Origin of the sequence: uncultured Tateyamaria sp. (assembly GCF_947504105.1) — a bacterium.
Lineage (GTDB): Bacteria > Pseudomonadota > Alphaproteobacteria > Rhodobacterales > Rhodobacteraceae > Tateyamaria.
Window position 1 is genome coordinate 1 of sequence record NZ_CANNGP010000012.1, and the last position, 22,103, is coordinate 22,103.

Annotated in this window: 21 protein-coding genes, 1 tRNA gene and 1 pseudogene; 12 read left to right on the top strand and 11 right to left on the bottom strand. The window is 57.9% G+C overall.

Going from position 1 to position 22,103, the window contains the following annotated elements:
• A pseudogene (locus tag Q1A75_RS09675) lies at positions 1-287 on the bottom strand (hypothetical protein); the annotation flags it as partial.
• A 391-nt stretch (positions 288-678) separates the two neighbouring features.
• Between Q1A75_RS09675 and Q1A75_RS09680 the strand changes: the two are divergent.
• From Q1A75_RS09680 to Q1A75_RS09695, 4 genes are read left to right on the top strand one after another with little or no spacing between them, the layout of a single operon-like run.
• A complete protein-coding gene (locus Q1A75_RS09680; protein ID WP_299552422.1) occupies positions 679-1,275 on the top strand; it encodes a LysR family transcriptional regulator in 597 nt (198 codons plus the stop codon).
• On the top strand, positions 1,212-1,568 hold the full coding sequence (locus Q1A75_RS09685) for a LysR substrate-binding domain-containing protein (RefSeq protein ID WP_299552419.1): 357 nt from the start codon (positions 1,212-1,214) through the stop codon (positions 1,566-1,568). The genes Q1A75_RS09680 and Q1A75_RS09685 overlap by 64 nt, the downstream gene beginning before the upstream one ends.
• A complete protein-coding gene (locus tag Q1A75_RS09690) occupies positions 1,565-2,308 on the top strand; it encodes a sulfite exporter TauE/SafE family protein (protein WP_299552416.1) in 744 nt (247 codons plus the stop codon). The genes Q1A75_RS09685 and Q1A75_RS09690 overlap by 4 nt, the downstream gene beginning before the upstream one ends.
• Before the next feature lie 20 nt (positions 2,309-2,328).
• Positions 2,329-2,952: a glutathione S-transferase family protein gene (locus tag Q1A75_RS09695; RefSeq protein WP_299552413.1), complete on the top strand. Its 624-nt coding sequence runs from the start codon at positions 2,329-2,331 to the stop codon at positions 2,950-2,952.
• On the opposite strand, the gene Q1A75_RS09700 is transcribed toward Q1A75_RS09695, so the two are convergent.
• The 7 genes from Q1A75_RS09700 to Q1A75_RS09730 form a co-directional block, all read right to left on the bottom strand.
• On the bottom strand, positions 2,949-3,608 hold the full coding sequence (locus Q1A75_RS09700; protein WP_299552410.1) for a fumarate hydratase C-terminal domain-containing protein: 660 nt from the start codon (positions 3,606-3,608) through the stop codon (positions 2,949-2,951). The genes Q1A75_RS09695 and Q1A75_RS09700 overlap by 4 nt on opposite strands.
• Before the next feature lie 3 nt (positions 3,609-3,611).
• On the bottom strand, positions 3,612-4,211 hold the full coding sequence (locus Q1A75_RS09705; protein ID WP_299211586.1) for a short chain dehydrogenase: 600 nt from the start codon (positions 4,209-4,211) through the stop codon (positions 3,612-3,614).
• On the bottom strand, positions 4,208-5,164 hold the full coding sequence (locus Q1A75_RS09710; protein ID WP_299555752.1) for a fumarate hydratase: 957 nt from the start codon (positions 5,162-5,164) through the stop codon (positions 4,208-4,210). Before Q1A75_RS09710 ends, Q1A75_RS09705 begins: the two co-directional genes overlap by 4 nt.
• A 181-nt stretch (positions 5,165-5,345) precedes the next feature.
• Positions 5,346-7,103 (bottom strand): FAD-binding protein, encoded by a 1,758-nt coding sequence (locus Q1A75_RS09715; protein WP_299555754.1) that lies wholly within the window; start codon positions 7,101-7,103, stop codon positions 5,346-5,348.
• Between the two features lies 1 nt (position 7,104).
• Positions 7,105-7,455, bottom strand: coding sequence for a succinate dehydrogenase (locus tag Q1A75_RS09720; RefSeq protein ID WP_299555756.1), 351 nt, complete (start codon positions 7,453-7,455; stop codon positions 7,105-7,107).
• Positions 7,452-7,784 carry a succinate dehydrogenase gene (locus Q1A75_RS09725; protein ID WP_299555758.1) on the bottom strand — a complete coding sequence of 111 codons (333 nt, stop codon included), beginning with the start codon at positions 7,782-7,784 and terminating at the stop codon, positions 7,452-7,454. The genes Q1A75_RS09720 and Q1A75_RS09725 overlap by 4 nt, the downstream gene beginning before the upstream one ends.
• Positions 7,784-8,497 (bottom strand): 2Fe-2S iron-sulfur cluster-binding protein, encoded by a 714-nt coding sequence (locus Q1A75_RS09730; protein ID WP_299555760.1) that lies wholly within the window; start codon positions 8,495-8,497, stop codon positions 7,784-7,786. The genes Q1A75_RS09725 and Q1A75_RS09730 overlap by 1 nt, the downstream gene beginning before the upstream one ends.
• 129 nt (positions 8,498-8,626) lie before the next feature.
• Here Q1A75_RS09730 and Q1A75_RS09735 point away from each other — a divergent pair, with 129 nt between their 5' ends.
• The 4 genes from Q1A75_RS09735 (at position 8,627) to Q1A75_RS09750 (ending at position 13,893) form a co-directional block, all read left to right on the top strand.
• Entirely contained in the window at positions 8,627-9,466 is an 840-nt protein-coding gene (locus Q1A75_RS09735; RefSeq protein WP_299555762.1) for a nitroreductase family protein, read from the top strand.
• Between the two features lie 356 nt (positions 9,467-9,822).
• A complete protein-coding gene (locus Q1A75_RS09740) occupies positions 9,823-10,788 on the top strand; it encodes a TAXI family TRAP transporter solute-binding subunit (protein ID WP_299555764.1) in 966 nt (321 codons plus the stop codon).
• Between the two features lie 88 nt (positions 10,789-10,876).
• On the top strand, positions 10,877-13,465 hold the full coding sequence (locus Q1A75_RS09745) for a TRAP transporter permease (RefSeq protein ID WP_299555767.1): 2,589 nt from the start codon (positions 10,877-10,879) through the stop codon (positions 13,463-13,465).
• Positions 13,462-13,893 (top strand): universal stress protein, encoded by a 432-nt coding sequence (locus Q1A75_RS09750; RefSeq protein ID WP_299555769.1) that lies wholly within the window; start codon positions 13,462-13,464, stop codon positions 13,891-13,893. The genes Q1A75_RS09745 and Q1A75_RS09750 overlap by 4 nt, the downstream gene beginning before the upstream one ends.
• A gap of 106 nt (positions 13,894-13,999) precedes the next feature.
• Here the strand turns inward: Q1A75_RS09750 and Q1A75_RS09755 are convergent, their stop codons facing one another.
• Complete coding sequence (locus Q1A75_RS09755; RefSeq protein ID WP_299555771.1) at positions 14,000-16,993, bottom strand: hypothetical protein; 2,994 nt, start codon at positions 16,991-16,993, stop codon at positions 14,000-14,002.
• 305 nt (positions 16,994-17,298) lie between these two features.
• A tRNA-Leu gene (locus tag Q1A75_RS09760) sits at positions 17,299-17,385 on the bottom strand.
• 199 nt (positions 17,386-17,584) lie between these two features.
• Between Q1A75_RS09760 and Q1A75_RS09765 the strand changes: the two genes are divergently transcribed.
• Positions 17,585-18,565: a complex I NDUFA9 subunit family protein gene (locus Q1A75_RS09765; protein ID WP_299592237.1), complete on the top strand. Its 981-nt coding sequence runs from the start codon at positions 17,585-17,587 to the stop codon at positions 18,563-18,565.
• On the opposite strand, the gene Q1A75_RS09770 is transcribed toward Q1A75_RS09765, so the two are convergent.
• A complete protein-coding gene (locus Q1A75_RS09770; protein WP_299592235.1) occupies positions 18,562-19,365 on the bottom strand; it encodes an undecaprenyl-diphosphate phosphatase in 804 nt (267 codons plus the stop codon). The two genes, Q1A75_RS09765 and Q1A75_RS09770, sit on opposite strands and share 4 nt — an antisense overlap.
• Positions 19,366-19,578: 213 nt before the next feature.
• On the opposite strand from Q1A75_RS09770, the gene Q1A75_RS09775 reads away from it, so the two are divergent.
• The 3 genes from Q1A75_RS09775 (at position 19,579) to Q1A75_RS09785 (ending at position 22,102) form a co-directional block, all read left to right on the top strand.
• On the top strand, positions 19,579-21,021 hold the full coding sequence (locus Q1A75_RS09775) for an NAD(P)-dependent oxidoreductase (RefSeq protein WP_299592233.1): 1,443 nt from the start codon (positions 19,579-19,581) through the stop codon (positions 21,019-21,021).
• A gap of 194 nt (positions 21,022-21,215) precedes the next feature.
• The gene (locus tag Q1A75_RS09780; protein WP_299592231.1) at positions 21,216-21,677 is read left to right on the top strand and encodes a GFA family protein; all 462 of its coding nucleotides are present in this window, start codon (positions 21,216-21,218) and stop codon (positions 21,675-21,677) included.
• On the top strand, positions 21,674-22,102 hold the full coding sequence (locus tag Q1A75_RS09785; protein WP_299592229.1) for a GFA family protein: 429 nt from the start codon (positions 21,674-21,676) through the stop codon (positions 22,100-22,102). Before Q1A75_RS09780 ends, Q1A75_RS09785 begins: the two co-directional genes overlap by 4 nt.
• Position 22,103: the final 1 nt, after the last annotated feature.

Genomic DNA, 22,103 nt, shown 5'->3' on the forward strand with positions numbered 1-22,103 from the left:
GCAAGAACTGCGATGGACGAAGACGACATCAGGATCGCGGCGACAAGCGGGCTAAGATAGCCAGCAAGGGCAAGTGGCACCGTCACGATGTTGTAAATGGCCGAGAACGTCAGATTCTGCCCGATCAGGTCGCGGGCGGCCCGGGCCAACTTGTTCGACGGGGCCGGACCGTACTCGACGGTACCTTCGGGTTGAAACATGGCAATCATCGCGGACACGTCCCGAGCAAGATAATGATCAAAGAGCGTGTTGGCGATTTCAGCAGCTGTTTGGGCTTGAGGGGACATATTTTTCTTCCCTTCGCTTGGCCGAGTAATTCTGATGGTGTGAAACAGAGATTTGTCGGACGCGTTACTTAGGTGCTGACCGTTTCATTGATGAACACCACCAAGATATAAGGCGTTGCTTTGCTCGGCTTGCAGGATCTTGCGCTGTTGTATCAGAAGGCAACTTTGCGTCGGTCGGAGTGGCACCGGAAATCAAAGGGGTGGTCGTTGATTTGACATGCCAACGGTTTGGCGCTGCCGCTTTTGCTCGGCGCTTGTCCCAATTCGCCGCGGCGTCAAAGACAACAATTCGCTTGTACTTCTCACACATTCCAAAATGTAATTTGATCTTTCAATTTTTCGGGTTTAGCGGTTGGACTTGAAAGTTAGGCTTTCGGTTGATGCGCGTAACATGACCATTCGACTACTACGTACCCTTGTTGCGATTGCGGACAACAAGACCTTCAGTGCGGCCGCGGATACCGTGCACGTCACGCATGCTGCCGTCAGCCAACAAATGCGGGCTTTGGAAGCCGACCTAGGCCTGACCCTGTTCAACCGTTCCACCCGGACGCCCGAATTGACCCCGGTCGCACACGAAGTTGTCGCGCAGGCGCGCAAGCTGATTTCGGACTATGACAACCTTGTACCCTCCGTCCTTGCTGATGGTGGGTTGAGTGGCGTGCTGAAGTTTGGGGCTTTGGGAACAACTCTGACGGGCCTGACACCCCAGGCCATGGCAGTATTCAAGGGCCGCTTTCCCCGTGTCGGTCTACATATCCGTCCGGGTTTAACCGGCGCTTTGCTGGTGGATATTGAGCGCGGCGATCTGGATGCTGCGATCATCACCAAACCACACCTCATGCCCGTTGGCATTGCATTTCGTCCGTTGACCGAAGAACCGATGCAACTGATCGCCGCCATCGAGGAGTCCGAAATGACCCCATGCGGCTGCTCGCAACCAAGCCATACATCCGTTTCAATCGTAGTGCGGTTCTTTGCACCTTGATCGACAATTGGATCATGTCAAAACGCATTCGCGTAACCGAAACAATGGAACTCGACACACCCGAGGCCATTGTCACCATGGTGCACGCCAATCTGGGCGTATCCATTATGCCCGATCTTGCCGTCAAGCCGTTGCACCAGGTGCCGGTGAAACGCGTGAGCCTCGGGCTCAATGCACCCACCCGTGTGCTGGGCCTCGCCTATGCAGAAAACCAGATCAAGATGCGCGCAATTGATGAGATATTTAGCGCGTTCGATTGGGTCATTCAAAATGCATCAGATCGTTCATCATGACTGCTGAAACGATCCTGTTTCTTGTGCTTGGTGCTATGGCCGGCGGGTTCATCAACGGGTTGTCCGGCACGGGCACCGCGCTGTTTGCACTTGGTTTCTATCTGGTCGTGCTGCCACCAACGACAGCGGTTGCGATTGTAGCATTCATGTCGGTGCTTGTCGGTTTACAGGGATTGTGGATCGTACGTGCCGCAATCTTTCTGCGTCCCTGGCGGCTGGCGCGGTTCGTCCTGCCTGGGCTGGCGGGTGTGCCCATTGGTCTGATGCTGCTTGATGTCATCGATACGGGGACGCTTCGCATCGGTATAGCGATTCTGTTGATTGTTTACGGCGGGTATTTTGGCTTCCGATCCGCATTGCCTTCCTTCTCGCGCGACACACCGGTCACAGACATAGCTGTCGGTTTTCTGGGGGGCGTTCTGGGCGGTACCGCAGGTGTGTCGGGCGCATTGCCTGCGATGTGGTTGTCAATTCGTCCCTGGACCAAATCCGAGACGCGCGCGGTCATGCAGCCCCTGAATTCGGCCATTCTGACCACAACCGTCACTCTACTGTTCCTTAAAGGCGCCTATGATCAAACTGCGTTGACCGCGCTGATCATCACAATGCCATGCGGGATTGTGGCAGCTCAGGCGGGCATCATGATCTTTCACAGACTCAGCGACACCGGGTTTCGGCGTCTTCTGATCATCTTGACCTTGTTGATGGGGTTGGGCGTGTTGATGAGCGAGATTGCCTGAGAACATGACTATAGTCTGGCATGCTTGAGTTATATTATTCCAAGGGATCCTCTGCCGTCGCAGCGCATGTATTGCTGGAGGAGGTAGGCGCGACTTACGAGCCGATTGAGGTATCTATCGCCAAGGGCGAACATCGCATGCCAGCTTTCTTACGGCGGAACCCAAAGGGCCGTATTCCGGCGCTTGGTACGGCAGAGGGTGTGATCAGCGAAAGCCCTGCCATTCTGGAATACATTGCCCAATCCTACCCCGATGCCGGGGTTCAACCGCGTGGGCCGTTCAAACAGGCGCAGGCCCGATCACTCTGCGCGTACCTGTGCGCGACGGCGCATGTGGCGTTCGCGCACAAGCACCGGGGTGCACGCTGGGCGGTTGCAGAAGCATCTTTGCGCGACATGCAGGGACGTGTCGCGCAGAACTTGTCGGATTGTGCCGCTTACCTTCAAAAGGAAGCGGTTGCATCAGGTCCTTGGGCGATGGGAGAGCAATTCACTTATTGCGATCCGTACCTGTTTCAGTTTTCGCGATGGATGGAAGTGGCAGAGGTCGAGATTGCTGATTTTCCAAAGCTTCAGATGCATCGGGATGCGATGCTTGCCCGCCCTGCCACGCGCAAGGTTCTGGCCATGCATGGGCTGATCTAGATCACTTCGTCCGTCCGGTCGTCGCTTTCGCCATATCGCTTCAGAACGGCTGGCTTTGTACCCGCGTACACGCGCGCGACATTCTTAGCGATCTTGGCGTTTTCGCGTTCAAAAAGGCAATCGCCGCTCAGGTCCGAGGCAACAATGAACGGCCCCATGCGGTTGCATTTGATGACCCACATCGCCTGAGCGAGCCCCAGTTCTTTGTTCCAATGCACCGCCTCGACGTTTTCGACCCCGCGCCCCAGCAAGGCGCCGGTGCCGTAACCGACGGTCGACAGGTAGACGGCCCCGTTTGGGGCGAAGTACTCTTTGTAGTCCTTGGAGGTCATGCCGCCCTTGCCGACGATCAGCTTTGCCCCGGTCTTGGCCATCCATTCGGGCAGCCATTTGGCAAAGCGGAAGGAGGCTGTGGCTGTCACCGCCCCCATATCAAAGCTGCCATCGGGGTTGATGCGGGCGGCGGGCGAGCAGTGGAAGTTGGCCGCCGATTGGCTGGGCAATTCCATCGGGATATTCGCCTTGTCCTCAAGCGCGCGCATGTAGACACCCTCGCGCGCCGTGTACATGAGGCCGTCGAGGTAGACGACATCGCCGAGGCGTAGGTCGGCAATGGCCTCATCGGTTGGGGTGGTCGATAGAACGATTTCGCGCATGTTTCACTCCACGATCAGAACTTGGCCCGTCACGGCACCTTCGACGGATTTCACATATGCCGCTCCGACCTTTTGCGACGATACCGGGATATGCCCTCTGAACCAGTTGCCATAGCGGGGCATGGAGGCTTCGAGCACTTCAGGGCTGACCACATTGATGCGCAAACCGCGTGGCATCTCAAGCGCGGCGGCCTTCACAAAGCCACCCAAGGCCCCATTGGCAGCGGCGGCGTTTGTGGCCATCGGGATCGGATCTCGATCCAATACACCGCTTGTTAAAGTGAATGAACCGCCGTCGTTCAGATGATCCAAGCCTTGCAAAACCAGATTGACCTGACCCATCACTTTTTGGGTGAGACCGATCATGAAGGTTTCTTTGGTCTGATCCACAAGTGCCGCAAAATGCGCATCGCCAGCTGTAGAAACAAGCGCATCCAATGGGCCGACCTTTTTGTACATCTCGGCTACGGAAGCTGGATCGGCGATATCGACTTGAATATCGCCCGAAGACCGCCCTGCCCGGATGATCTCGTTGCGTTCAGACAAGGCGTCGCAGGCAGCTTGACCGATGTCCCCGTTTGCACCAACTACGAGGACCTTCATTCCGCGGCCTCTCGCTGTGGTTCCCATTCTACTGTTTCGCGGCGCTGGTAGTCGGTGAACCAATCAGGGTCGGTGCGGTGTTCCACCCGGCCATCTGCATGGATGCGCGCGACGGCGCGGCGGGAGGACAGGCAGAAGGCGTGGACCGACATGGGCATACCGCCGGTGTGGCAATACCCGACCTCGATATTGCAATCGATCACCATGTTCTTGCCGACAAACCCCATCGCGCCCATGCCGATAGAGTTGCCAAGGTCCTTGAACTCATCCTCCATCTCGGCAATCCGCGGGTCGGAATTGCGGCTGCCCACGATGCGCAGGGTCGAGGCGCGTTTGCCCAGCGTCATGCAGATATCCTTGGACCCGCCTAGACCGATGCCGATGATGGCGGGTTGGCAGGCGAGGCCGCGTTTGCCAAATGCCATGAGACTGTCGAGGTAGAACCGCTTGATCCCTTGAATGCCATCGCTGGGGAACAGCATCCGGTAGTCGGTGCCGAACAGCCCGCCCTTGTGCACGGTGATCAGGTCGATCCATTCGCCTTCCGGCTCGAACCCGTATTCGATCTCGGGCGCGCCGATGCCGACATTGTTGTCGTGGTCCGTCCGCCAAAGCGGGTGCACGCGGTTGGGCCGCAGGGGCACGCCATTGGTTGCGTTGGCCGTGGCGCGGCGCAAGGCAGCTTCAAGCGCGACCATGCCGCCCTCCACCCGCGCCTCGTTCCCCATCTTCACGAACCAGCGGGGCACACCTGTGTCTCCGCACATGGCGCGGCGGTCTTCCTTGGCCGCTTCGTAGTTGTCGAGCATCGCTTTGAGGACAAAGGAGGACAGGTCACCGTCTTCGGTCTTGGCGGCGTGTTGCAGTCCATCGAGGTAGTCTTGCGGGATTTCGATGGCCGCCTTGTCCATAAGGACCTCGGCGGTGGATTGGATGAGGGAGATGGGGATCATGTCACGTCTCCTAACTGTACAAGCGTATGTGCCATGCCCGACCTCGGGAGGCGCTCCAGCAAGGGCAAACCAACTTTCAGTCTAGCTGCGGTACCGGGATAACGGCGGATGGTTCTGTATGCCCTCCCCGGGGGGAGGTCGGGCATGGCGCATACGCGCCGGTTCTTTGACTTGATGATGGTCATTGCGCCGCCACCAATGTTTCTGGCTCGCCGTCCGGTAGGATCGTTTCGCCGGGACGTACGATGGTAAATTTCACCGGTTCACGGGTGACCTTGACGCCTTCGCCGTCTTGCGTCGCGACTGTGAAATCGCTGTTCTCCAACCCGCCATCTTCGGGGAAGTCCTCACGATAATGCGCCCCACGGGAGTTTTCACGGACGATCCCAGCCTTGGTGATCACCTCGGAGATATCACAAAGCGAACGCAGGTTCAGCCAGTCATGCCATGTGAGGTTGAAGGCGAGGTTGCTGGCGTCCACGCCAAAGTCCATCAGCGTGTCGGACACCTGCGCAATGCCGTCGAGACCGCGTTTCATCCCCGCCTTGGTGCGCATCACGCCGACCTCTTCCCACATGAGGTCCTGTAGCTGCTTGCGCAGGGGCAGGATCAGGTCGGGTTTCCGGGTCAGTGGATAGGTGGCGCGTTCGAATTCGGTGGCCAGCACGTCCTCGTCCGGGTCGCGCAGTGTCATCGCACCCACGTCATGGCCCATCGTGCCACCCGCGATGCCGCCGTAGACGGTGGAGTTGGCGACCCCGTTGCCACCCAGCCGGTTTGATCCGTGCGCGCCGCCTGCGTCCTCGCCCGCGACGTACAGCCCCTCCATCGCGGTGCGGGTGTCCACATCGACCACGACACCGCCCATGAAGTAGTGGGCTGTCGGAACCACCTCGACCTTGCCCGCGGCGAGATCGAACCCGCTGTCTGCGCAGCGTTTGACCATGCCTTTGAATTTCTGAGCCACCCAGTCCGGGCCAAGGTGGGACATGGAGATGAACACACCTTCCTGATCCGGATTGTTGTTCTTGCGCATCTCGGCATAGATGCCGCGGCTGACGACGTCGCGGGTGGCACGCTCGCCCTTGCCGTCGTAGTCGAACATGAAGCGCTGGCCGGCGTGGTTGATCAGTTGCCCGCCCGCGCCGCGCAACCCTTCCTCGAGCACCGTTCCAGTCATACGTGTATGGTCGCCGGCCAGAAGCCCGGTGGGGTGGAACTGCACCATCTCCATGTCGCGCAGGCTGAGCCCCGCGCGCAGAGCCATGGCGAGGCCGTCCATCGTCTTGTCACCGGACGGCGTATGGTACTTGTACATGGTTGGGCCGCCGCCGGTGGCCATCAGCACTGTCTTGGCTCGGACCAGACGGAAGCGTCCAGTGCGCATGTCGATCATCAGAACACCGGCAAGGGCGCTGCGATCCTTGGTCGGGATCAGCCCCACGGCGCGGTGTTCTTGCATCTTTTCGACACCGCTCGCCAGCACCTTTTCCATCAAGCGGTTGATGATTTCGATTCCCGTCAGGTCGCCCTTGTGCACGGTGCGGTCGGCGGTCTGGCCCGCGAAGGCCTTTTGGTGCAGCGAGCCATCCGGGTTGCGGTCGAAGAAGCACCCGACCTCATTCTCCAGCTCGCGGATGCGCACCACGGCCTGTTCGCACAGGCGCCACGCCATGTCCTGATTGGGCAGCCACTTGCCGCCCTGGACCGTGTCCATGAAGTGCCGCTCAACCGTGTCGCCGCCGCCAAGTGCCACGTTGTAGCCGCCCTGCACCATGCGGGTGCAGCCGCATTTGCCGATCAGCCCCTTGACCGCGATGGTGATCTTGGTGCCTTCGGGGGCGGTCTGTTGTGCGTGCAGCGCCGCGAAGAGGCCCGCGCCCCCGGTACCGAGGATCAGGATGTCTGTGTCGTGGCGTTCGATATCGCTCAGTTTCATGTCACACCGCCTGCATCAAAAAGAGGGTGGCAATCAGGAAGGACAGGGCCGTCGCACCTGCGGCCAAGGTCTTTTGTGGTGGTGTCCAAGGCAGCCATTCCATCGCCATAAGGCGCAGGCCGCCGAACATGTGGACGGCCAGCAGAAAGACCAGGCCGACCTCTGCCAGTTTGACCGCGCCGATGTCTGTCAGCGCCAGAAAACCATCCAGCCGCGTGGGGTCCGTCAGGGCCAGCGACAGGATCCAGAAGTGGACGGGCAGGAACAGGGCGAGGCCGAGCCCCGACAGCCGGTGCAGGATGTAGGCGAGCCACAGGGGATGCGCCCGTGATGTGATGCCTGCCGCCCTCATGCGAATGTCACGGCCCAGACGGCCCGTGCCCCCAGTGCGAGGAGGCCAAAGCCCACCGCCCACATGAATGCCTCGAGCGCTACGCCTTTCAGACCGCCCCACTCATGCACAACCGTGCGCAGGCCGATGGCGCCGTGGATCGACACGGCGGCGACGAACAGGCCGTAGAACAGAAACCAGGCGATGGACCCTTGGGTCCGACCCAGGATTTCGGCGGCGCTGAGCCCCCCTTGGATTGCATAGATCATCACGGCGAGGTGGCCGAGCACCAGCGGTGCCATCAGGAGGGCCGTGATCCGTTGCAGCATGTAGAGGCGCAAGCTCAGCATCAGCGGCCCCTCCGAAAAAATGACTTGGCCGTTTCGCGTTTCAGACCGGCGATGGCGGACATCGGGTCGAGGTCGTTTGGGCAGTAGGTGGTGCAGGACCCCATAGAATGGCAGTTGTGGCAGCCGCCACTGCCCGAGACAGCGTCGAGGATGGCGACGCGCCCTTCGTCCTTTGCGTCATTGAGCAGGGTCCATGCGCGTTGCAGCGCAGCCGGGCCAAGATAGTCGGGGTTGCCCGCAACGGTGTCACAAGCCGCATAGCAAACCGAACAATTGATGCATTCGATCCCGGCATTCGCCTCGATCCGTGCTTCGCTGGTTTCGTCCACGGGAGCGATTGGGTCGTCGCGGGTCAGGGTGCCATGATGCACACCTTCGGCCCCGACCCACTTGTCAAAGAACGGGTCCATATCGACGACCAAGTCCTTGACCACCGGCAGATTGCGCAGAGGGCCAATAGTCACTGCGTTGTCCTTGAGGACCTTGGACATGTGCGTGCGACAGGTCCACCGGGGCACCCCGTTTACCATCATTGCGCAACTGCCGCACATCCCCACACGGCACGCAAACCGGTAGCTGAGCGTTGGGTCGGCATTCTGCTGCACCCAAGACACAACGTCGAGAACGGTTTGGCTTTCGTATGCGGGCACGTCGAACACATCCCACGTGTCCGGGCCACGTTCGATGGTTACCTTGAGCGAATGTGCTGTCATGGTTGGCTGGGACTTTCCCGGGCTGCATGTTTCGTGTCAGAGTATAGCTTACAGAAATGCTTAATGAGTGCGATAATTTCTGAAGCTTCTTGTTAGAAAAGCTTACAATTACTCGATCCGGATGGCTGGATGACACAAAGTTCCGAACCAGACCTGAACACTGCGTTGGCCGCACGCTATTCTGACGCGCCCGATACTGGGATGTCAGAGGAGCCGCTGCTGCAATCGATGGCGGCCCGCGGGTCGTGCCGCGCCTTTGAAGCGACGCCGGTTCCGGACGATCTGTTGCAAACGCTCTGCGCCATTGCGCTGGCGTCGCCCACCAAAAGTGATTTGCAGCAGCGCGACATCGTTGTGTTGAAATCATCCGAAGCGCGCGCACAGCTTGCAAAGCTTGTGTCTGGCCAAGCGTGGGTCGCGCAGGCGCCTGTGCTGTTGGTGTTTTGCGGGAACAACCGGCGTCAGCGGCTTTTGCATGCGTGGCATGACGTGCCGTTTGCCAATGACCATCTGGATGCTGTCATCAACGCGACAGCGGACGCGGCCATCGCACTCGGAGCATTTGTCACAGCAGCCGAGGCCCTAGGTCTGGGGTGCTGCCCGATCAGCGCCGTGCGGAACGACGCGCAAGCGGTGTCGGATTTGCTTGGGCTGCCCGATCATGTGTTTCCTTTTGCAGGGCTGGCGCTGGGCTATCCAAGCAAGACGCCCGAGATTGCAAAACGACTGCCGTTGAACGTTACGTGCCATGTGGACCGGTATCACGAGGACGACTACCTGCGTGCGACTGTCCAAGCCTATGATGCAGACCGTGTCGACGAGCAGCCCTATGAAAATCAGCGCTTTGTCGACGTGTTTGGGGAAGCGGACCCATATGGGTGGTCAGATGACAAGGTGCGCCAATACAGCCAACCGGAACGCGCGGACTTTGGCGCGTATATCCGCAAACGGGGTTTCTGCCTGGACTGAACCGCTGGTCCTGAAGATCCGGAATGACGGCTGTGTGGGTCCGTACATGGCGCGCAATTTCGCGCTGGCGCCTGACAAGGTCACTTCGCGCGCGACCATCGGACTCGGGTCCACGTTACGTCGTTCGATCAGCGTTAGAAGCTCGTTTTCGAGGCTTCATGTTTGAACTGAAAGCCCACAATTCTTGTCCTACTACTCGCAAAGCTTGTGTTGCGCGAGACAATCATCACTATGCTTCTGGCGACAGCGGGCGATGAAGCAAAGAAGTGATCCGCGCTGTGGAACCTGCATTCACGCAAGCAGGGAAACCCGAGAGCGGTTAAGTCGATTAGAAATAACAACTAGGGAGATAAGACATGTTTGCGAAACTGAAACTGACGGCGGCAGCCGTCGCTCTGGCGGCAACGGGTGGTATTGTCCATGCCGAGCAGACTTTCATCACCATTGGCACCGGTGGCGTGACTGGCGTGTATTATCCTACTGGCGGTGCGATTTGCCGACTGGTGAACAAGGACCGAAAGGATCACGGTGTGCGTTGTTCCGTCGAGTCCACGGGCGGTTCAGTGTACAACACACGCACCATCCGCGAAGGTGAACTGGATTTCGGGGTTGTTCAGTCTGACGTCCAGTCAGCGGCCATGGAAGGCATTCGTGCCTTTGAAAGCGATGAACCTTACGGCGATCTGCGCGCTGTGTTTTCGGTTCACCCCGAGCCCATGCACGTGATGGTGCGTGCAGACAGTGGCATCGAATCCGTGGGTGACATGAAAGGCAAGCGCGTCAATATCGGCAATCCTGGCTCGGGTACCCGGGTGCTGGCGGATGTGCTGATGGCTGCGGCGGGTGTGACGCCTGATGACTTTGCTCTTGCTGCCGAGCTCAAGTCGTCCGAGCAGTCTGCCGCTCTGTGCGACGGAAAGTTGGATGCTGCCATCTGGGCCGCCGGGTTGCCGAACGGATCCTCGATGGAAGCAACATCGACCTGTGATATCAAGATCCTTGATCTGACCACGTCCGGAACCGACACTGTTCTGGCAGAGAATGCAGCCTATGCAGCTGCAACTATCCCAGGCGGTCTGTATCCTGGCAACGACAGTGATGTTGAGTCCTGGGGCCCCAAGGCGACATTTGTCACCGATGCATCGACGTCCGATGACGTCGTGTATGTTTTGGTCAAAGCGGTTTTTGAAAACTTCGACGACTTTAAAAAGCTGCACCCAGCCTTTGGTCGTCTGACCAAAGAACAAATGGCCAAGGACGGCCTGTCCGCGCCTCTGCATCCGGGGGCCGAGAAGTATTACAAGGAAGCAGGTCTGCTTTGATCAGCGCTTTGCGTCCCTACGTGGGATGAAAAAGACTGCCCAGGGCGCCTGGGGCGCCTTGGGCCAACACTGAACACTGGGGGACCTTATGGCAGACGCGCAAAAAGACACCGGAACGAATCCGGCGCTTGAGGACATTGTCGCCGACGCCGATACAGGCGGGCGTATGCCAAAGGACGGATTTGGCCGACGGGCTTTGTGGGTCTTGCCCTTGTGCTGGGCGATCTATCAGCTTTGGATCGCTTCTCCGTTGCCGTTCATGGTCGGCTTTGTTTGGAATGACACGCAGACGCGGGCTATTCACCTTGGGTTTGCGGTCTTGTTGGCGTACCTCGCCTTCCCCGGCCTGAAATCTTCGCCACGACATCATATTCCCATATTGACCTGGCTTGTCGCGATCATCGCGGCACTGGGCGCATCCTACCTGTGGTGGGACTACCGCGGTGTCGCGGACAGGACAGGTGCACCGAATACAACGGACCTGATCATGGCGGGTATTGGGCTTGTCCTGTTGATGGAAGCTGCCCGCAGATCGCTTGGATTCCCGCTAATGGGCGTGGCGCTGTTTTTCCTTGCCTATGTCTTTTTCGGGTCGTGGTCAGGTTTGCCCGAAGTGGTGCAATGGAAAGGTGCGTCCTTCGAAAAGGCAATGAGCCACATGTGGCTGACGACCGAGGGTGTATTTGGTGTGGCCCTTGGCGTTTCTTCAGGTTTTGTATTTCTGTTTGTTCTTTTCGGCGCTCTCTTGAACCAAGCTGGTGCCGGGAACTATTTTCTCCAACTTGCATTCGCGGCGCTTGGTCACCTTCGCGGCGGTCCGGCCAAGGCAGCTGTGATCGCATCTGCGGCCACGGGTCTGATCTCTGGATCTTCGATTGCAAACGTTGTGACTACCGGCACGTTTACCATCCCCTTGATGAAGAAGGTCGGTTTTCCTGCTACCAAGGCAGGCGCGGTCGAAGTGTCCTCGTCCATCAATGGGGTGCTGACCCCGCCGGTGATGGGGGCCGTTGCATTCCTGATGACGGAATATGTCGGCATCTCATATGTTGAGGTGGTCAAGACCGCCATTGTGCCCGCGGCCATTTCATATGTGGCGTTGGTCTACATCGTGCACCTTGAGGCGCTGAAGATGGGCATGACCGGCACCAGCCGTATGCACCCGGTCAAGTTCATTCTGGGGGCAATCTTCATCATCGCGATTTCTATTGTCATCGCGGGCGGCCTGCTGTTTCTGACCGGATTTGTTGTCGATACAATTTACGGCGTCGCAGGCGGTGCATCGATGGCGGTTATCATCGCCCTCATGCTGATCGCTTACATCGCCGCGGTTCAGTTCGCGGCCAAGGGCCCGGATCTAGAAACCAGCCTGGATTCCATGCAGCACCTGCCGCCGGTGCGCGAAATCTTCAAGACTGGCATACACTACATCATGCCAATCCTCCTGCTGATGTACCTCTTGATGATCGAACGCAAATCGCCCGGCCTGTCAGCCTTCTGGTCGACAATTGCCATGCTGTTCATCCTTCTGACGCAGAACCCGCTCAAAGCCTATTTCCGGGGTGAAGGCGGCGTTGTTCAACGGCTGGCAGACGGTGTCAGTGATATTGCCGAAGGTATGATCGCGGGGGCGCGCAACATGATTGGGCTGGCCGCGGCCATGGGGGTTGCCGGTATTATCGTGGGCGCTGTTACACTGACCGGTATCGGTCAGGTCATGGCCGAGTTTGTCGAGTTCCTGTCGGGCGGCAACCTGCTTGCCATGTTGTTCTTTGTGGCGCTGATCTCGATCGTACTGGGCATGGGGCTGCCGACAACGGCCAACTATATCGTTGTTTCGTCGTTGATGGCCGGCGTGGTTGTCGAGTTGGGCGCACAAGCCGGGTTGATCGTTCCACTGGTCGCAGTGCACATGTTTGTCTTCTATTTCGGGATCATGGCGGATGTAACGCCTCCAGTGGGTTTGGCGAGCTTTGCGGCGGCCGCCATTTCCAAAGGTGACCCCCTGAAGACAGGTTTCCAAGCGTTCTTCTATTCGATCCGAACAGCACTTTTGCCGTTTCTGTTCATCTTCAACACGGATTTGTTGTTGATCGATGTGGGACCTGTGCAGGCGGTGTTTGTCTTTATAGTGGCCCTCATTGCTATGCTGCTGTTTGCGGCGGGCACGATGAACTATTTCATGGTGAAATCACGACTGTATGAAAGCGCGATATTGCTGTTCGCAGCCTTCGTGCTGTTTCAACCGGGATATTTCCTGAACCAGTTCGCGCCAGAGTTTGAGACGCGGCCTGGCAGTGCATTGTTCCAGATGGCCGAAACGGCGCCTGCCGAGGCCTCCTTGCGCGTACGATTGATTGGCGAGAATCTGAACGGCGATCCGGTGGATGCCAAATATCTGTTGCCTGTCGGTGCCGCGGGTGGCGATGGCGCAACCCGGCTGTTGGACGCGTCGGGTATTGAGTTCAGGGATGAGGACGGAAAGCTGTTCGTCGACAATCTGAGTTTTGGTGGGCCAGCGGAACAACTGGGCATCGACTGGGATTGGGAACTGGTAGAGCTTGAAGTGCCTGCCGATCGTCCGCCCAAGGAAATCTTCTACCTTCCGGCATTGTTGCTGGTCTTGCTGGTCTTCCTGTTGCAGCGTCGGCGCCAGCCAAAGGAGGTTTTGGCATGAGACATGTCCTATGCGCCGTGGATCTGACCCATATGGATGACGCGCGTGCGTTGCTGGCCGAGGCTGACAAGATCGGTCAGCCGCAAGGTGCCGTACTGAGTGTCGTGACCGTTCTGCCCGACTACGGCATGTCGTTTGTCGGGTCATTCTTTCGCGAGGGTACACTCAAGGACGCTGCCCATGCTGCCCAAGCTGCTTTGCATGCACTGGTCGACGATGTGTTGCCGGAAGCCGGGCAAGTTCAGTGCATTGTCGAAATCGGCACGGTCTATGAACAGGTCCTAGAGGCCGCCCAAAAATGCGATGCTGATTTCATCATCGTGGGCGCGCACAAGCCTGATCTGTCAGATCGCGTCATCGGCCCCAACGCGGCTCGGATTGCCCGCAATGCAAATGTCTCTGTTCTTGTATCGCGTTTGTCGCAATGACACCGCTGTATTCAAACTTCCTGTAGGGCGTAAATTTGGGCGATTTTGACCTGTATCGTCGCACTGTATCAGGCATTCGGTTTCAATATCCGTTTGCTTGAGGACTTCAGCGCAACTGGGCGGTATCGCCTTGTATCTTCAATTTCCAGTCCTCGATAAGCGTGCCCTTGGTTTTCAGACGGCTGGCCAAATAGTACAAACGTTGCGTCGCTGGACCGTTCGGGGCCGTTTCAAACCTTTGTTTGAGGTAGTAGGGTGGTATCGCTTGAGAGTAGAGCGTCGCTGATACGGTGACGTCCGTGGTGTCGACATCTGATGGCAACGTGATCACATAGGTCAATTCATCTTTGCCAGCCTTCACACCTGCATCATGCTCTGCGCGCCCTTCGGGCATGGTTGCCTTCATGAATGCGGCCGTGACCTCTGACATACCGAACCGTTTTTTGAATGCCTCGGTGCCGGGTTCGGCCGCGCCCCATGGCAACAGCCTATTGTCCTTGGGGTGGTAGACCCGATGCACAAAGCTGGTTGTGAATTCCTTTTTGGCGTTCTGAGTCAGCTCTTCGTAGATCTGGACCTGGGTTTCATCATCAATGAGATCGTGATGAGGCTGATACAGCGCCTCGGTTGCACCTTGTGGCACAAAGTCCAGGAATTCAGTCTTCAATGGTTGTTTGTCTGGCCCGATGATGACCCCCGCGCCGTTTGTGCAACCAGAGCACCACAACTGCTTGCCGCTGGCATCCGTTGCTCGAACTTCCAAAAATGCACGGCGAAAGCCCACGCCTGATGGCAGACGGTGACCGGTCTTGTTATCGACACTGACCACGGCTTCGAGCGTGCCGTTGCTTTCCGTCAGGCTTTCGATTGCAACATCTGCCGTTTCATCCCGCGCCTGCAGAGCCATCGTATCGAGTGACAGTTGCGCGCCATTTGTCGCGTAAGTCATTGGATCCTTGGGACCCAATCCCATCTCTTCGTCGAACTGCGACAACATCTTCACCATAAAGGCGTTGAGACCGACAAAGTTGTGACGTTTGTAGGTGTCGCGGAACGGCACATCGATTTCTTCATGCGGTAGCGCGTTGGGCACTTCGGGCAGGTTGGTGTCCTGAATTGATGCGATTTGGGTGGTCAGGCTTTCGATATTCACCGTCCCACCCACAGTTTCGAAGTTGCTTTTCATGTGGCAGTCCTGACAGGACTGCGCCGTGCCCGCGTCGGCGAATTCACTGTTCTGCCATTCAATGAATGTCGCCTGTTCAACCGAGTGCTGAAACTGCACCAGCGGCTCGCGATATGTGACGCCAAACTCATCCTTCAGGAACGCAACCGCATTCTTTGCGGAGTCGTTGAGGATGGCCTGTTCGGCAGGTGTGAACCCGGGCAATGGCTGATCAGTTGCAGCATCCACATTGGGCAGGTTGATCGTATGGCAGGCGCCACACATCTCGCTGTCCTTGATGTAGTCATTGTGCAGCGGCGTTATGCCCATCGCATTCTGCATCGGCTTTTGCCGGACGTCAGAATAGGGGCCGATCAATTCATCCGCCGCGTTCATGCGGAACACGCCGGTGGTGCCGTTCATCAGATAGGTATCGAGTTTGTTGTAATCCGGTTGCCCATCTGCCCGCTCTGGCGGCGCGATGTGGTGGCACACGGCGCACGAGATGCCCTCGCGCGCGAGGTTTCCGTACTCGTGATAGGGGTAAGTGCCATCCGCGATTTGCTGGTCTTTTTCTTCCAGCGTCAGCGGGTCATGCAACAGGACGTATTCGGGTTTGAAGTTATTGCCGTCCAGCCCGAGATCGGGATTGGCATATGCGTCAATCTCGAGCTGGCGCTGTCCCATGGCACCGTGACAGGACAGGCATGTCGTGCCCAGGTTGCCGGACAAGTCGCCGACACCGGCTTGGTCCAGCAGCGCAAACTCTGATTCCAGTTGCGCATAGAAAATCGGGTCGCGCCCGGCCAGACCCATGGGGGACCAGCGCCATTCACCATATTCAGAGATGTTATACCCGTCGCCATAGTCCGGGCCGTTCTTGATGAACATGGTCACGCCTGATGGCGCACCGCCCAGGCCGCCATGGCATCCAAGACAGTTGTCGGAGGTCAGGAAGTGCTGGGTGTCATTGGGGCGGGCGGGCACATGGTCCAGCCATTCGCTTGGCAGGGTTTGCAAGTTGGCCCGCGTAATATCGACCCCGCCCGTGCCGGGGAACATGGCGGTGAACTCAGGGTTCTGATCGACGGGAGACGCGGTTGCGGCCGCCACATGTGCGGCGCGCATGGCGGCTGGATCGTGGGGATCGTTCAAATAGGCTTCGATCAACGTCGTCAGATCCACACCGAATGCAGGTTTTTGCTGTTTTGGCAGGTCTCGCCAGCTTTCATCGACGCGGAAGATTAACGGTTCGCCCGGATATCCTTCGATGTTCTCGAGTGCGGAAAAGATCAGCTCTTCGGCCGCAGACGCATGGCAGCGCATACACATCCCGTCGCCGCCCGCTCCGAGCGGTGGGCTGTAGGGCGGCTGGAAATTGTCGATGACCGGCTTGCGCGCTTTCATGTCGTCCTTGTCGGCGAAATAGACCGAGGCAAAGAACCACCCGCCATGCGACAGCTGGCTGTCCTTGACCATGACCGTCCAATTCAGCCCGCCGGTGTCATAGGCATAGTCGGCCATTTCCTTGGTGACTTTTTCGGGGTCATCCTTGTATTTTTCGACAAGCGCCGCGTGATGTTCGTTGTATTTGGCAGACGGTGGATTCACCATTTCCTTGATGACGATTGCGCCATCCTGAATTGCACCTTCGCGGCCATTTTCAAGCCAAGACATGATTTCAGGTGAGTAATACATGCGCACGGCGGGGTGGATGCCAAAGCTCATGTTGAAAACGAAGGGTCCGGTGTCTCGCCAGCTTTTGTCTCGCTTCCAGTTCAGACCAACGTATTCGCGTCTGGCGACCCATGGGAACAGAACCTTCTCGTAGTCAATGAGTGGAAGGCTATTTGGAAGAGGCAAGCCGGCGGGCTGGGCCTTAGTCTCTTCGCTCGCCGCGAAAATGGTGGCGGCATTGAGCAGTGGCAGAAACAAGCAAAACGTGAGTGCAAAAAAACTTGGCCGGAACATGAGTAAACACCGATTGAGAATGCTCAGTAGTATTCCCGCAAAACGGGTTTTAATAAACCGCCAGAATTTAAAAAGTATTCCAGCGTAGCCCCTTGAGGTGGAATTGAGGGTCCTCGGCTGCGCTTTTTCGGCAACTTTACTCTATGGCCTAGGACAGAGCTTTCGTCCCGACATCTGCAAGCGATTGGAGCTGGGTCAATGTCCTGCAGCAGTTAAGAATACCTTGAAACCGCTCCGCTCAAGTGCCGCTTTGCTGGTTTTGGAAAGGATGGTGCCCAGAAGAGGACTCGAACCTCCACGTCCATACGGACACTAGCACCTGAAGCTAGCGCGTCTACCAATTCCGCCATCTGGGCACGGGTTGGTGGAGCGTCGTTTAAGCTTGGTGGTTGGGGGTGTCAATCCGATTCTGCTAAGTTCGTTTCCGGCATGCAGGGGGCTTGCGGTTAGGGCTTTCACATGTGGCTCAGGCCTGACTCCGCGCCAAATTGGCGTCTTGTCTGCGCGGCAGGTGAGGGATAGACCCGTTTCGAACCTGTGCGCGAGGAGCAAAATATGTCCCAGCTGGTCACGATCTATGGCGGATCCGGTTTTGTAGGGCGGTACATCGCAAGACGGATGGCCAAGGCAGGTTGGCGCGTACGCGTCGCCGTACGCCGCCCGAACGAGGCGATCTTTGTCAAACCCTACGGTGTTGTAGGCCAGGTTGAACCTGTTCTGTGCAACATCCGCGATGATGCGTCGGTGGCACAAGTCATGATGGGCGCAGACGCCGTTGTGAACTGCGTTGGTATCCTCGCCAAAAATGGCAAGAACACATTTGATGCTGTGCAGGCCGAAGGTGCGGAACGGATTGCCCGCATCGCAGCCGAGCAAGGCGTGCGGCAGATGGTCCACGTGTCCGCAATTGGCGCTGATGCCGAAAGTGCCAGCGACTATGCCCGGACCAAAGCAGAGGGCGAAGCCGCGGTCTTGCAGAACATGCCGGACGCCGTGATCTTGCGTCCATCCATCATCTTTGGTCCCGAAGATCAGTTCTTTAACCGGTTTGCGTCTATGTCACGCTTGAGTCCGATCTTGCCCGTTGTGGGTGCTGAGACCCGTTTCCAACCCGTCTATGTTGATGATGTGGCCAAGGCGGCTGAACGCGCGCTGACCACGGATGCCGCGGCGGGTGTATACGAGCTTGGTGGTCCGGACGTTCGCACATTCCGCGAACTGTTGGCTGTCATGCTCGAAGTGATCCGCCGTCGCCGTGCGGTTGTGAACATTCCTTTCTGGCTTGCTTCCATAATGGGGCTGGGCTTTGACACGCTGAATGCGCTGACGTTGGGACTGATCCCGGCGCAGATTACGCGTGATCAGGTTCGCAACCTGCGCAATGACAATGTGGTGGCTGAGGACGCCAAGGGCTTTGGCGATCTTGGGATCGATCCGATCGCGATGAGTTCTGTGTTGCAAGACTATCTGTGGCGCTTCCGTCCATCAGGGCAATACGATGCGATCAAGGAAAGCGCTCGGAACCTGCGCGCCTAGCTATAGGCCCAGATCAGCAAACCAGCCCCGAGGATGACACGGTAAATCACGTAAGGCGTAAAGCTGACACTGCGCAGCAACCGCATCATCAAAACCAGAGCGGCCAGAGCAGCGATGAAAGCAAAGGCTGCAGCGATGATCGCGTCGCGCATGACCGCCCAGTTTGCCTCGCTCACAACGTCGATGCTGAGTACTGCGCCGGAGGCGAGGATCACCGGGATCGACATCAGCATGGACAACTTGGCCGCCCCTTCACGCTCGTAGCCAAGGGCGCGTGCGGCGGTGATCGTGATACCAGACCGGGATGTGCCGGGGATCAGGGCAAGGCATTGGGCAAGGCCCATAAGGCCCGCATGTTTGATGGTCCACCGTTCTGCGCTACGATCCGCGAGGCCGCGTCTGTCGGCCCAATAGAGAAGCAAGCCGAAGATCAGCATTGTCCATCCGATCACGGCGGCGCTGCGCATCGCTTCGTCCAGCCCGGTCACCTTGATGACGAGGCCAACAATCAGCGCAGGAATCGTCGCTGTGATCAGGCAGAGCGCCAGAAACGCACCCTGCGTGTCGACCTTGCGCTGCGCGAGCCGCGTCAGGCCCTGTGCGGCGATCCGCACATCGGTCCAGAAATACAGGATCACGGCCAGCAAGGTGCCCACATGTACTGCAACATCGATAGCCAAGCCTTGATCTGGTGTACCAGTCAGCGCTGGTAACAAGATCAGGTGCCCCGAAGATGACACGGGCAAGAATTCGGTGATGCCTTGAATAATGGCCACCATCAAAAGTTGAAAAAGAGTCATCTTGCGCCCAGCCCTATGATACAGTGACGTTACAAGCCTTTGATTCTGAACGTAAAGCGAGAATATAGGTCCGTATCGGATATATATTTCAGGTAATTTTGTCGAACTGACGTAGTGATTTGATGAAGAATCGCAAAGTATGTCAATATTACTGACTTTTAATCTTCTTCTCGATATCATAAACGGCGCAGACCGATTGTTGGAGGATAAACCTTGGCCGAACAACCGATGCTGAAATTCGTGAAGATCGAACGTGACATGCCTGAGAAGCGTGGGGCTGAGGTGCGTCGCGAGGATTTTCGGGAGATTTATGCCGAGTACGCCGATGCGAAGGCGAAGGAGCAGGCAAGCCGCTGTTCGCAATGTGGGGTGCCCTATTGCCAGTCTCATTGCCCCTTGCACAACAATATTCCTGATTGGCTGAAACTGACCGCCGAGGGGCGTTTGCGTGAAGCTTATGAGGTGAGCCAGGCGACCAACACTTTCCCTGAGATCTGTGGCCGCATCTGTCCGCAGGACCGTCTGTGTGAAGGCAATTGCGTGATCGAACAGTCGGGCCACGGCACCGTCACTATCGGGTCGGTCGAGAAATACATCACGGACACAGCCTGGGAAGAGGGCTGGGTTCTGCCCATCAAGCCGAGCACGGAGCGGGCCGAATCTGTCGGCATCATCGGGGCGGGTCCCGGCGGGCTGGCCGCTGCGGACGTGCTGCGCCGCGCCGGTGTTCAAGTCACCGTCTATGACCGCTATGATCGTGCGGGCGGTTTGCTGACCTATGGCATCCCCGGCTTCAAGTTGGAGAAGGACGTGGTCATGCGCCGCAACGAACAGCTTGAGCTGGGCGGCGTGACCTTCAAGCAGAATTGCAACGTGGGCGAAGACATCGCTTTCGATGATATCCGCGCGGCGCATGATGCCGTCATCATCGCCACGGGCGTGTACAAAAGCCGTGACCTTTCAATGCCTAACGGTGAATCAGCAGGCATTGAGAAGGCAATTGATTTCCTGACAGCGTCGAACCGCAAAAGCTTTGGCGATGATGTCGCTGACTTTGATAGCGGTCGCCTGAACGCGGAAGGCAAGCGGGTGGTTGTCATCGGTGGTGGCGACACCGCGATGGATTGTGTGCGGACGTCGATCCGGCAGGGTGCAACGAGCGTGAAATGCCTGTATCGCCGGGACCGCGCGAACATGCCCGGCTCGCAACGCGAAGTGCAGAACGCCGAAGAAGAAGGCGTTGTGTTCGAATGGTTGAGCGCGCCCAAGGGCTTTACCACCGACGGCGAAAAGGTGGCCGGAGTCATGGTGCAAAAGATGCGTCTGGGTGCCCCTGATGCCACGGGTCGCCAAGCGCCCGAGGTGATCGAAGGTGCCGACTATGTCGAAGAGGCGGATATTGTCATCAAGGCATTGGGCTTTGAGCCTGAGGATCTGCCGACGCTTTGGGATACGGACGGTTTGGACGTCACCCGCTGGGGCACGATCAAGGCGCAATTCACCACGGGCAAGACCGCCGTCGACGGTGTCTATGCCGTGGGTGATATCGTGAGGGGCGCTTCGCTGGTGGTGTGGGCGATCCGGGATGGACGGGACTGTGCCGACGCGATCCTTGAACAGTTCAACGCGACAGCGCAGGTGATCGCGGCAGAGTAAACCGCGTAGTTTCGGATCGAAACTGCGAAGTTTGGTACCCCTGAAAGCCGCCGTTTTCCAGCGATTTTGGAAAACCGCACATTTTCCGGCCCAAACCGCGAAGTTTCGGATGGGCCCGAAACCTGAACAAAAGATCAAGGCAACAGGACAGCATCGCTGACCCGAATGACCCAGAAGGTTAAGGACGTCTGAAGATGAACGACATGTTGGACAAAGCGACCGGAGGCTGCCTGTGTGGGGCGGTCCGTTTTGCTGCGTGTAATGTGCCGACTACTTTTGGCATCTGCCATTGCCCGTCCTGCCGCCGCTGGACCGGATCGGCGCTGTTTGAGGTCAGCGTGAAGACCGATGATCTGACCTGGACCGGAGCCGAACACATCGCGACCCGTGCAACCAGTGATTGGGCCGAACGGGCCTGGTGCCGGGAATGTGGGACCAACCTGTATTTCCGTCAAACGAAGCAGGACAAATGGTTTGGCGGTGCCGATCTGCCGCTGGGCATCTTTGATGACCCGGACGCGTTCACCCTGAGCCACGAAATCTATGTCGATCACACGCCCAAAGGCTTGCATCTGGAAGATGCAGGGCAAAAGCGGCTTACGCGCGCCGACGTGTTGGCGATCAATCCTGCTCTGGGCAGCGAGGCGACACCATGACCCTTCCCAGAGACATAGAAGGGCGTTGCATGTGCGGTGCCGTCACCGCCAAAGCGACGATCAGCAAGCCGATTGTGCGCGCCTGTCATTGTGACATGTGCCGTCAGCACACCAGTTCGATGTTCATGTCGCTGGCCGTGGATGAGGGCACATTGTCGTTCGACGGCCCCGTGACGACTTTTCGGTCGTCCGATTGGGCGGAGCGGGGGTTTTGCGGCACGTGCGGATCGACATTGTTCTATTCCACCGTTGCCGATGGTGCGCGCCATCCGGCTGCGGGCCTGTTTGCGGACATCGATGATGTGCCGCTCAAACTCGAATTCTTTAGCGACATGTGCCCTGCGGGCTATGCGCTGAGTGGCGACCACCGTCGCCTGACCACAGACGAAACGATTGCGATGTTCACATCGTCGGAAGGAGACTGAC

What these genes read in the sequence shown, in the direction of transcription:
- Q1A75_RS09680 (WP_299552422.1), top strand. Translation starts at nt 679, where the DNA reads ATGACCATTCGACTACTACGTACCCTTGTTGCGATTGCGGACAACAAG.
- Q1A75_RS09685 (WP_299552419.1), top strand. Translation starts at nt 1,212, where the DNA reads ATGCGGCTGCTCGCAACCAAGCCATACATCCGTTTCAATCGTAGTGCG.
- Q1A75_RS09690 (WP_299552416.1), top strand. Translation starts at nt 1,565, where the DNA reads ATGACTGCTGAAACGATCCTGTTTCTTGTGCTTGGTGCTATGGCCGGC.
- Q1A75_RS09695 (WP_299552413.1), top strand. Translation starts at nt 2,329, where the DNA reads ATGCTTGAGTTATATTATTCCAAGGGATCCTCTGCCGTCGCAGCGCAT.
- Q1A75_RS09700 (WP_299552410.1), bottom strand. Translation starts at nt 3,608, where the DNA reads ATGCGCGAAATCGTTCTATCGACCACCCCAACCGATGAGGCCATTGCC.
- Q1A75_RS09705 (WP_299211586.1), bottom strand. Translation starts at nt 4,211, where the DNA reads ATGAAGGTCCTCGTAGTTGGTGCAAACGGGGACATCGGTCAAGCTGCC.
- Q1A75_RS09710 (WP_299555752.1), bottom strand. Translation starts at nt 5,164, where the DNA reads ATGATCCCCATCTCCCTCATCCAATCCACCGCCGAGGTCCTTATGGAC.
- Q1A75_RS09715 (WP_299555754.1), bottom strand. Translation starts at nt 7,103, where the DNA reads ATGAAACTGAGCGATATCGAACGCCACGACACAGACATCCTGATCCTC.
- Q1A75_RS09720 (WP_299555756.1), bottom strand. Translation starts at nt 7,455, where the DNA reads ATGAGGGCGGCAGGCATCACATCACGGGCGCATCCCCTGTGGCTCGCC.
- Q1A75_RS09725 (WP_299555758.1), bottom strand. Translation starts at nt 7,784, where the DNA reads ATGCTGAGCTTGCGCCTCTACATGCTGCAACGGATCACGGCCCTCCTG.
- Q1A75_RS09730 (WP_299555760.1), bottom strand. Translation starts at nt 8,497, where the DNA reads ATGACAGCACATTCGCTCAAGGTAACCATCGAACGTGGCCCGGACACG.
- Q1A75_RS09735 (WP_299555762.1), top strand. Translation starts at nt 8,627, where the DNA reads ATGACACAAAGTTCCGAACCAGACCTGAACACTGCGTTGGCCGCACGC.
- Q1A75_RS09740 (WP_299555764.1), top strand. Translation starts at nt 9,823, where the DNA reads ATGTTTGCGAAACTGAAACTGACGGCGGCAGCCGTCGCTCTGGCGGCA.
- Q1A75_RS09745 (WP_299555767.1), top strand. Translation starts at nt 10,877, where the DNA reads ATGGCAGACGCGCAAAAAGACACCGGAACGAATCCGGCGCTTGAGGAC.
- Q1A75_RS09750 (WP_299555769.1), top strand. Translation starts at nt 13,462, where the DNA reads ATGAGACATGTCCTATGCGCCGTGGATCTGACCCATATGGATGACGCG.
- Q1A75_RS09765 (WP_299592237.1), top strand. Translation starts at nt 17,585, where the DNA reads ATGTCCCAGCTGGTCACGATCTATGGCGGATCCGGTTTTGTAGGGCGG.
- Q1A75_RS09770 (WP_299592235.1), bottom strand. Translation starts at nt 19,365, where the DNA reads ATGACTCTTTTTCAACTTTTGATGGTGGCCATTATTCAAGGCATCACC.
- Q1A75_RS09780 (WP_299592231.1), top strand. Translation starts at nt 21,216, where the DNA reads ATGAACGACATGTTGGACAAAGCGACCGGAGGCTGCCTGTGTGGGGCG.
- Q1A75_RS09785 (WP_299592229.1), top strand. Translation starts at nt 21,674, where the DNA reads ATGACCCTTCCCAGAGACATAGAAGGGCGTTGCATGTGCGGTGCCGTC.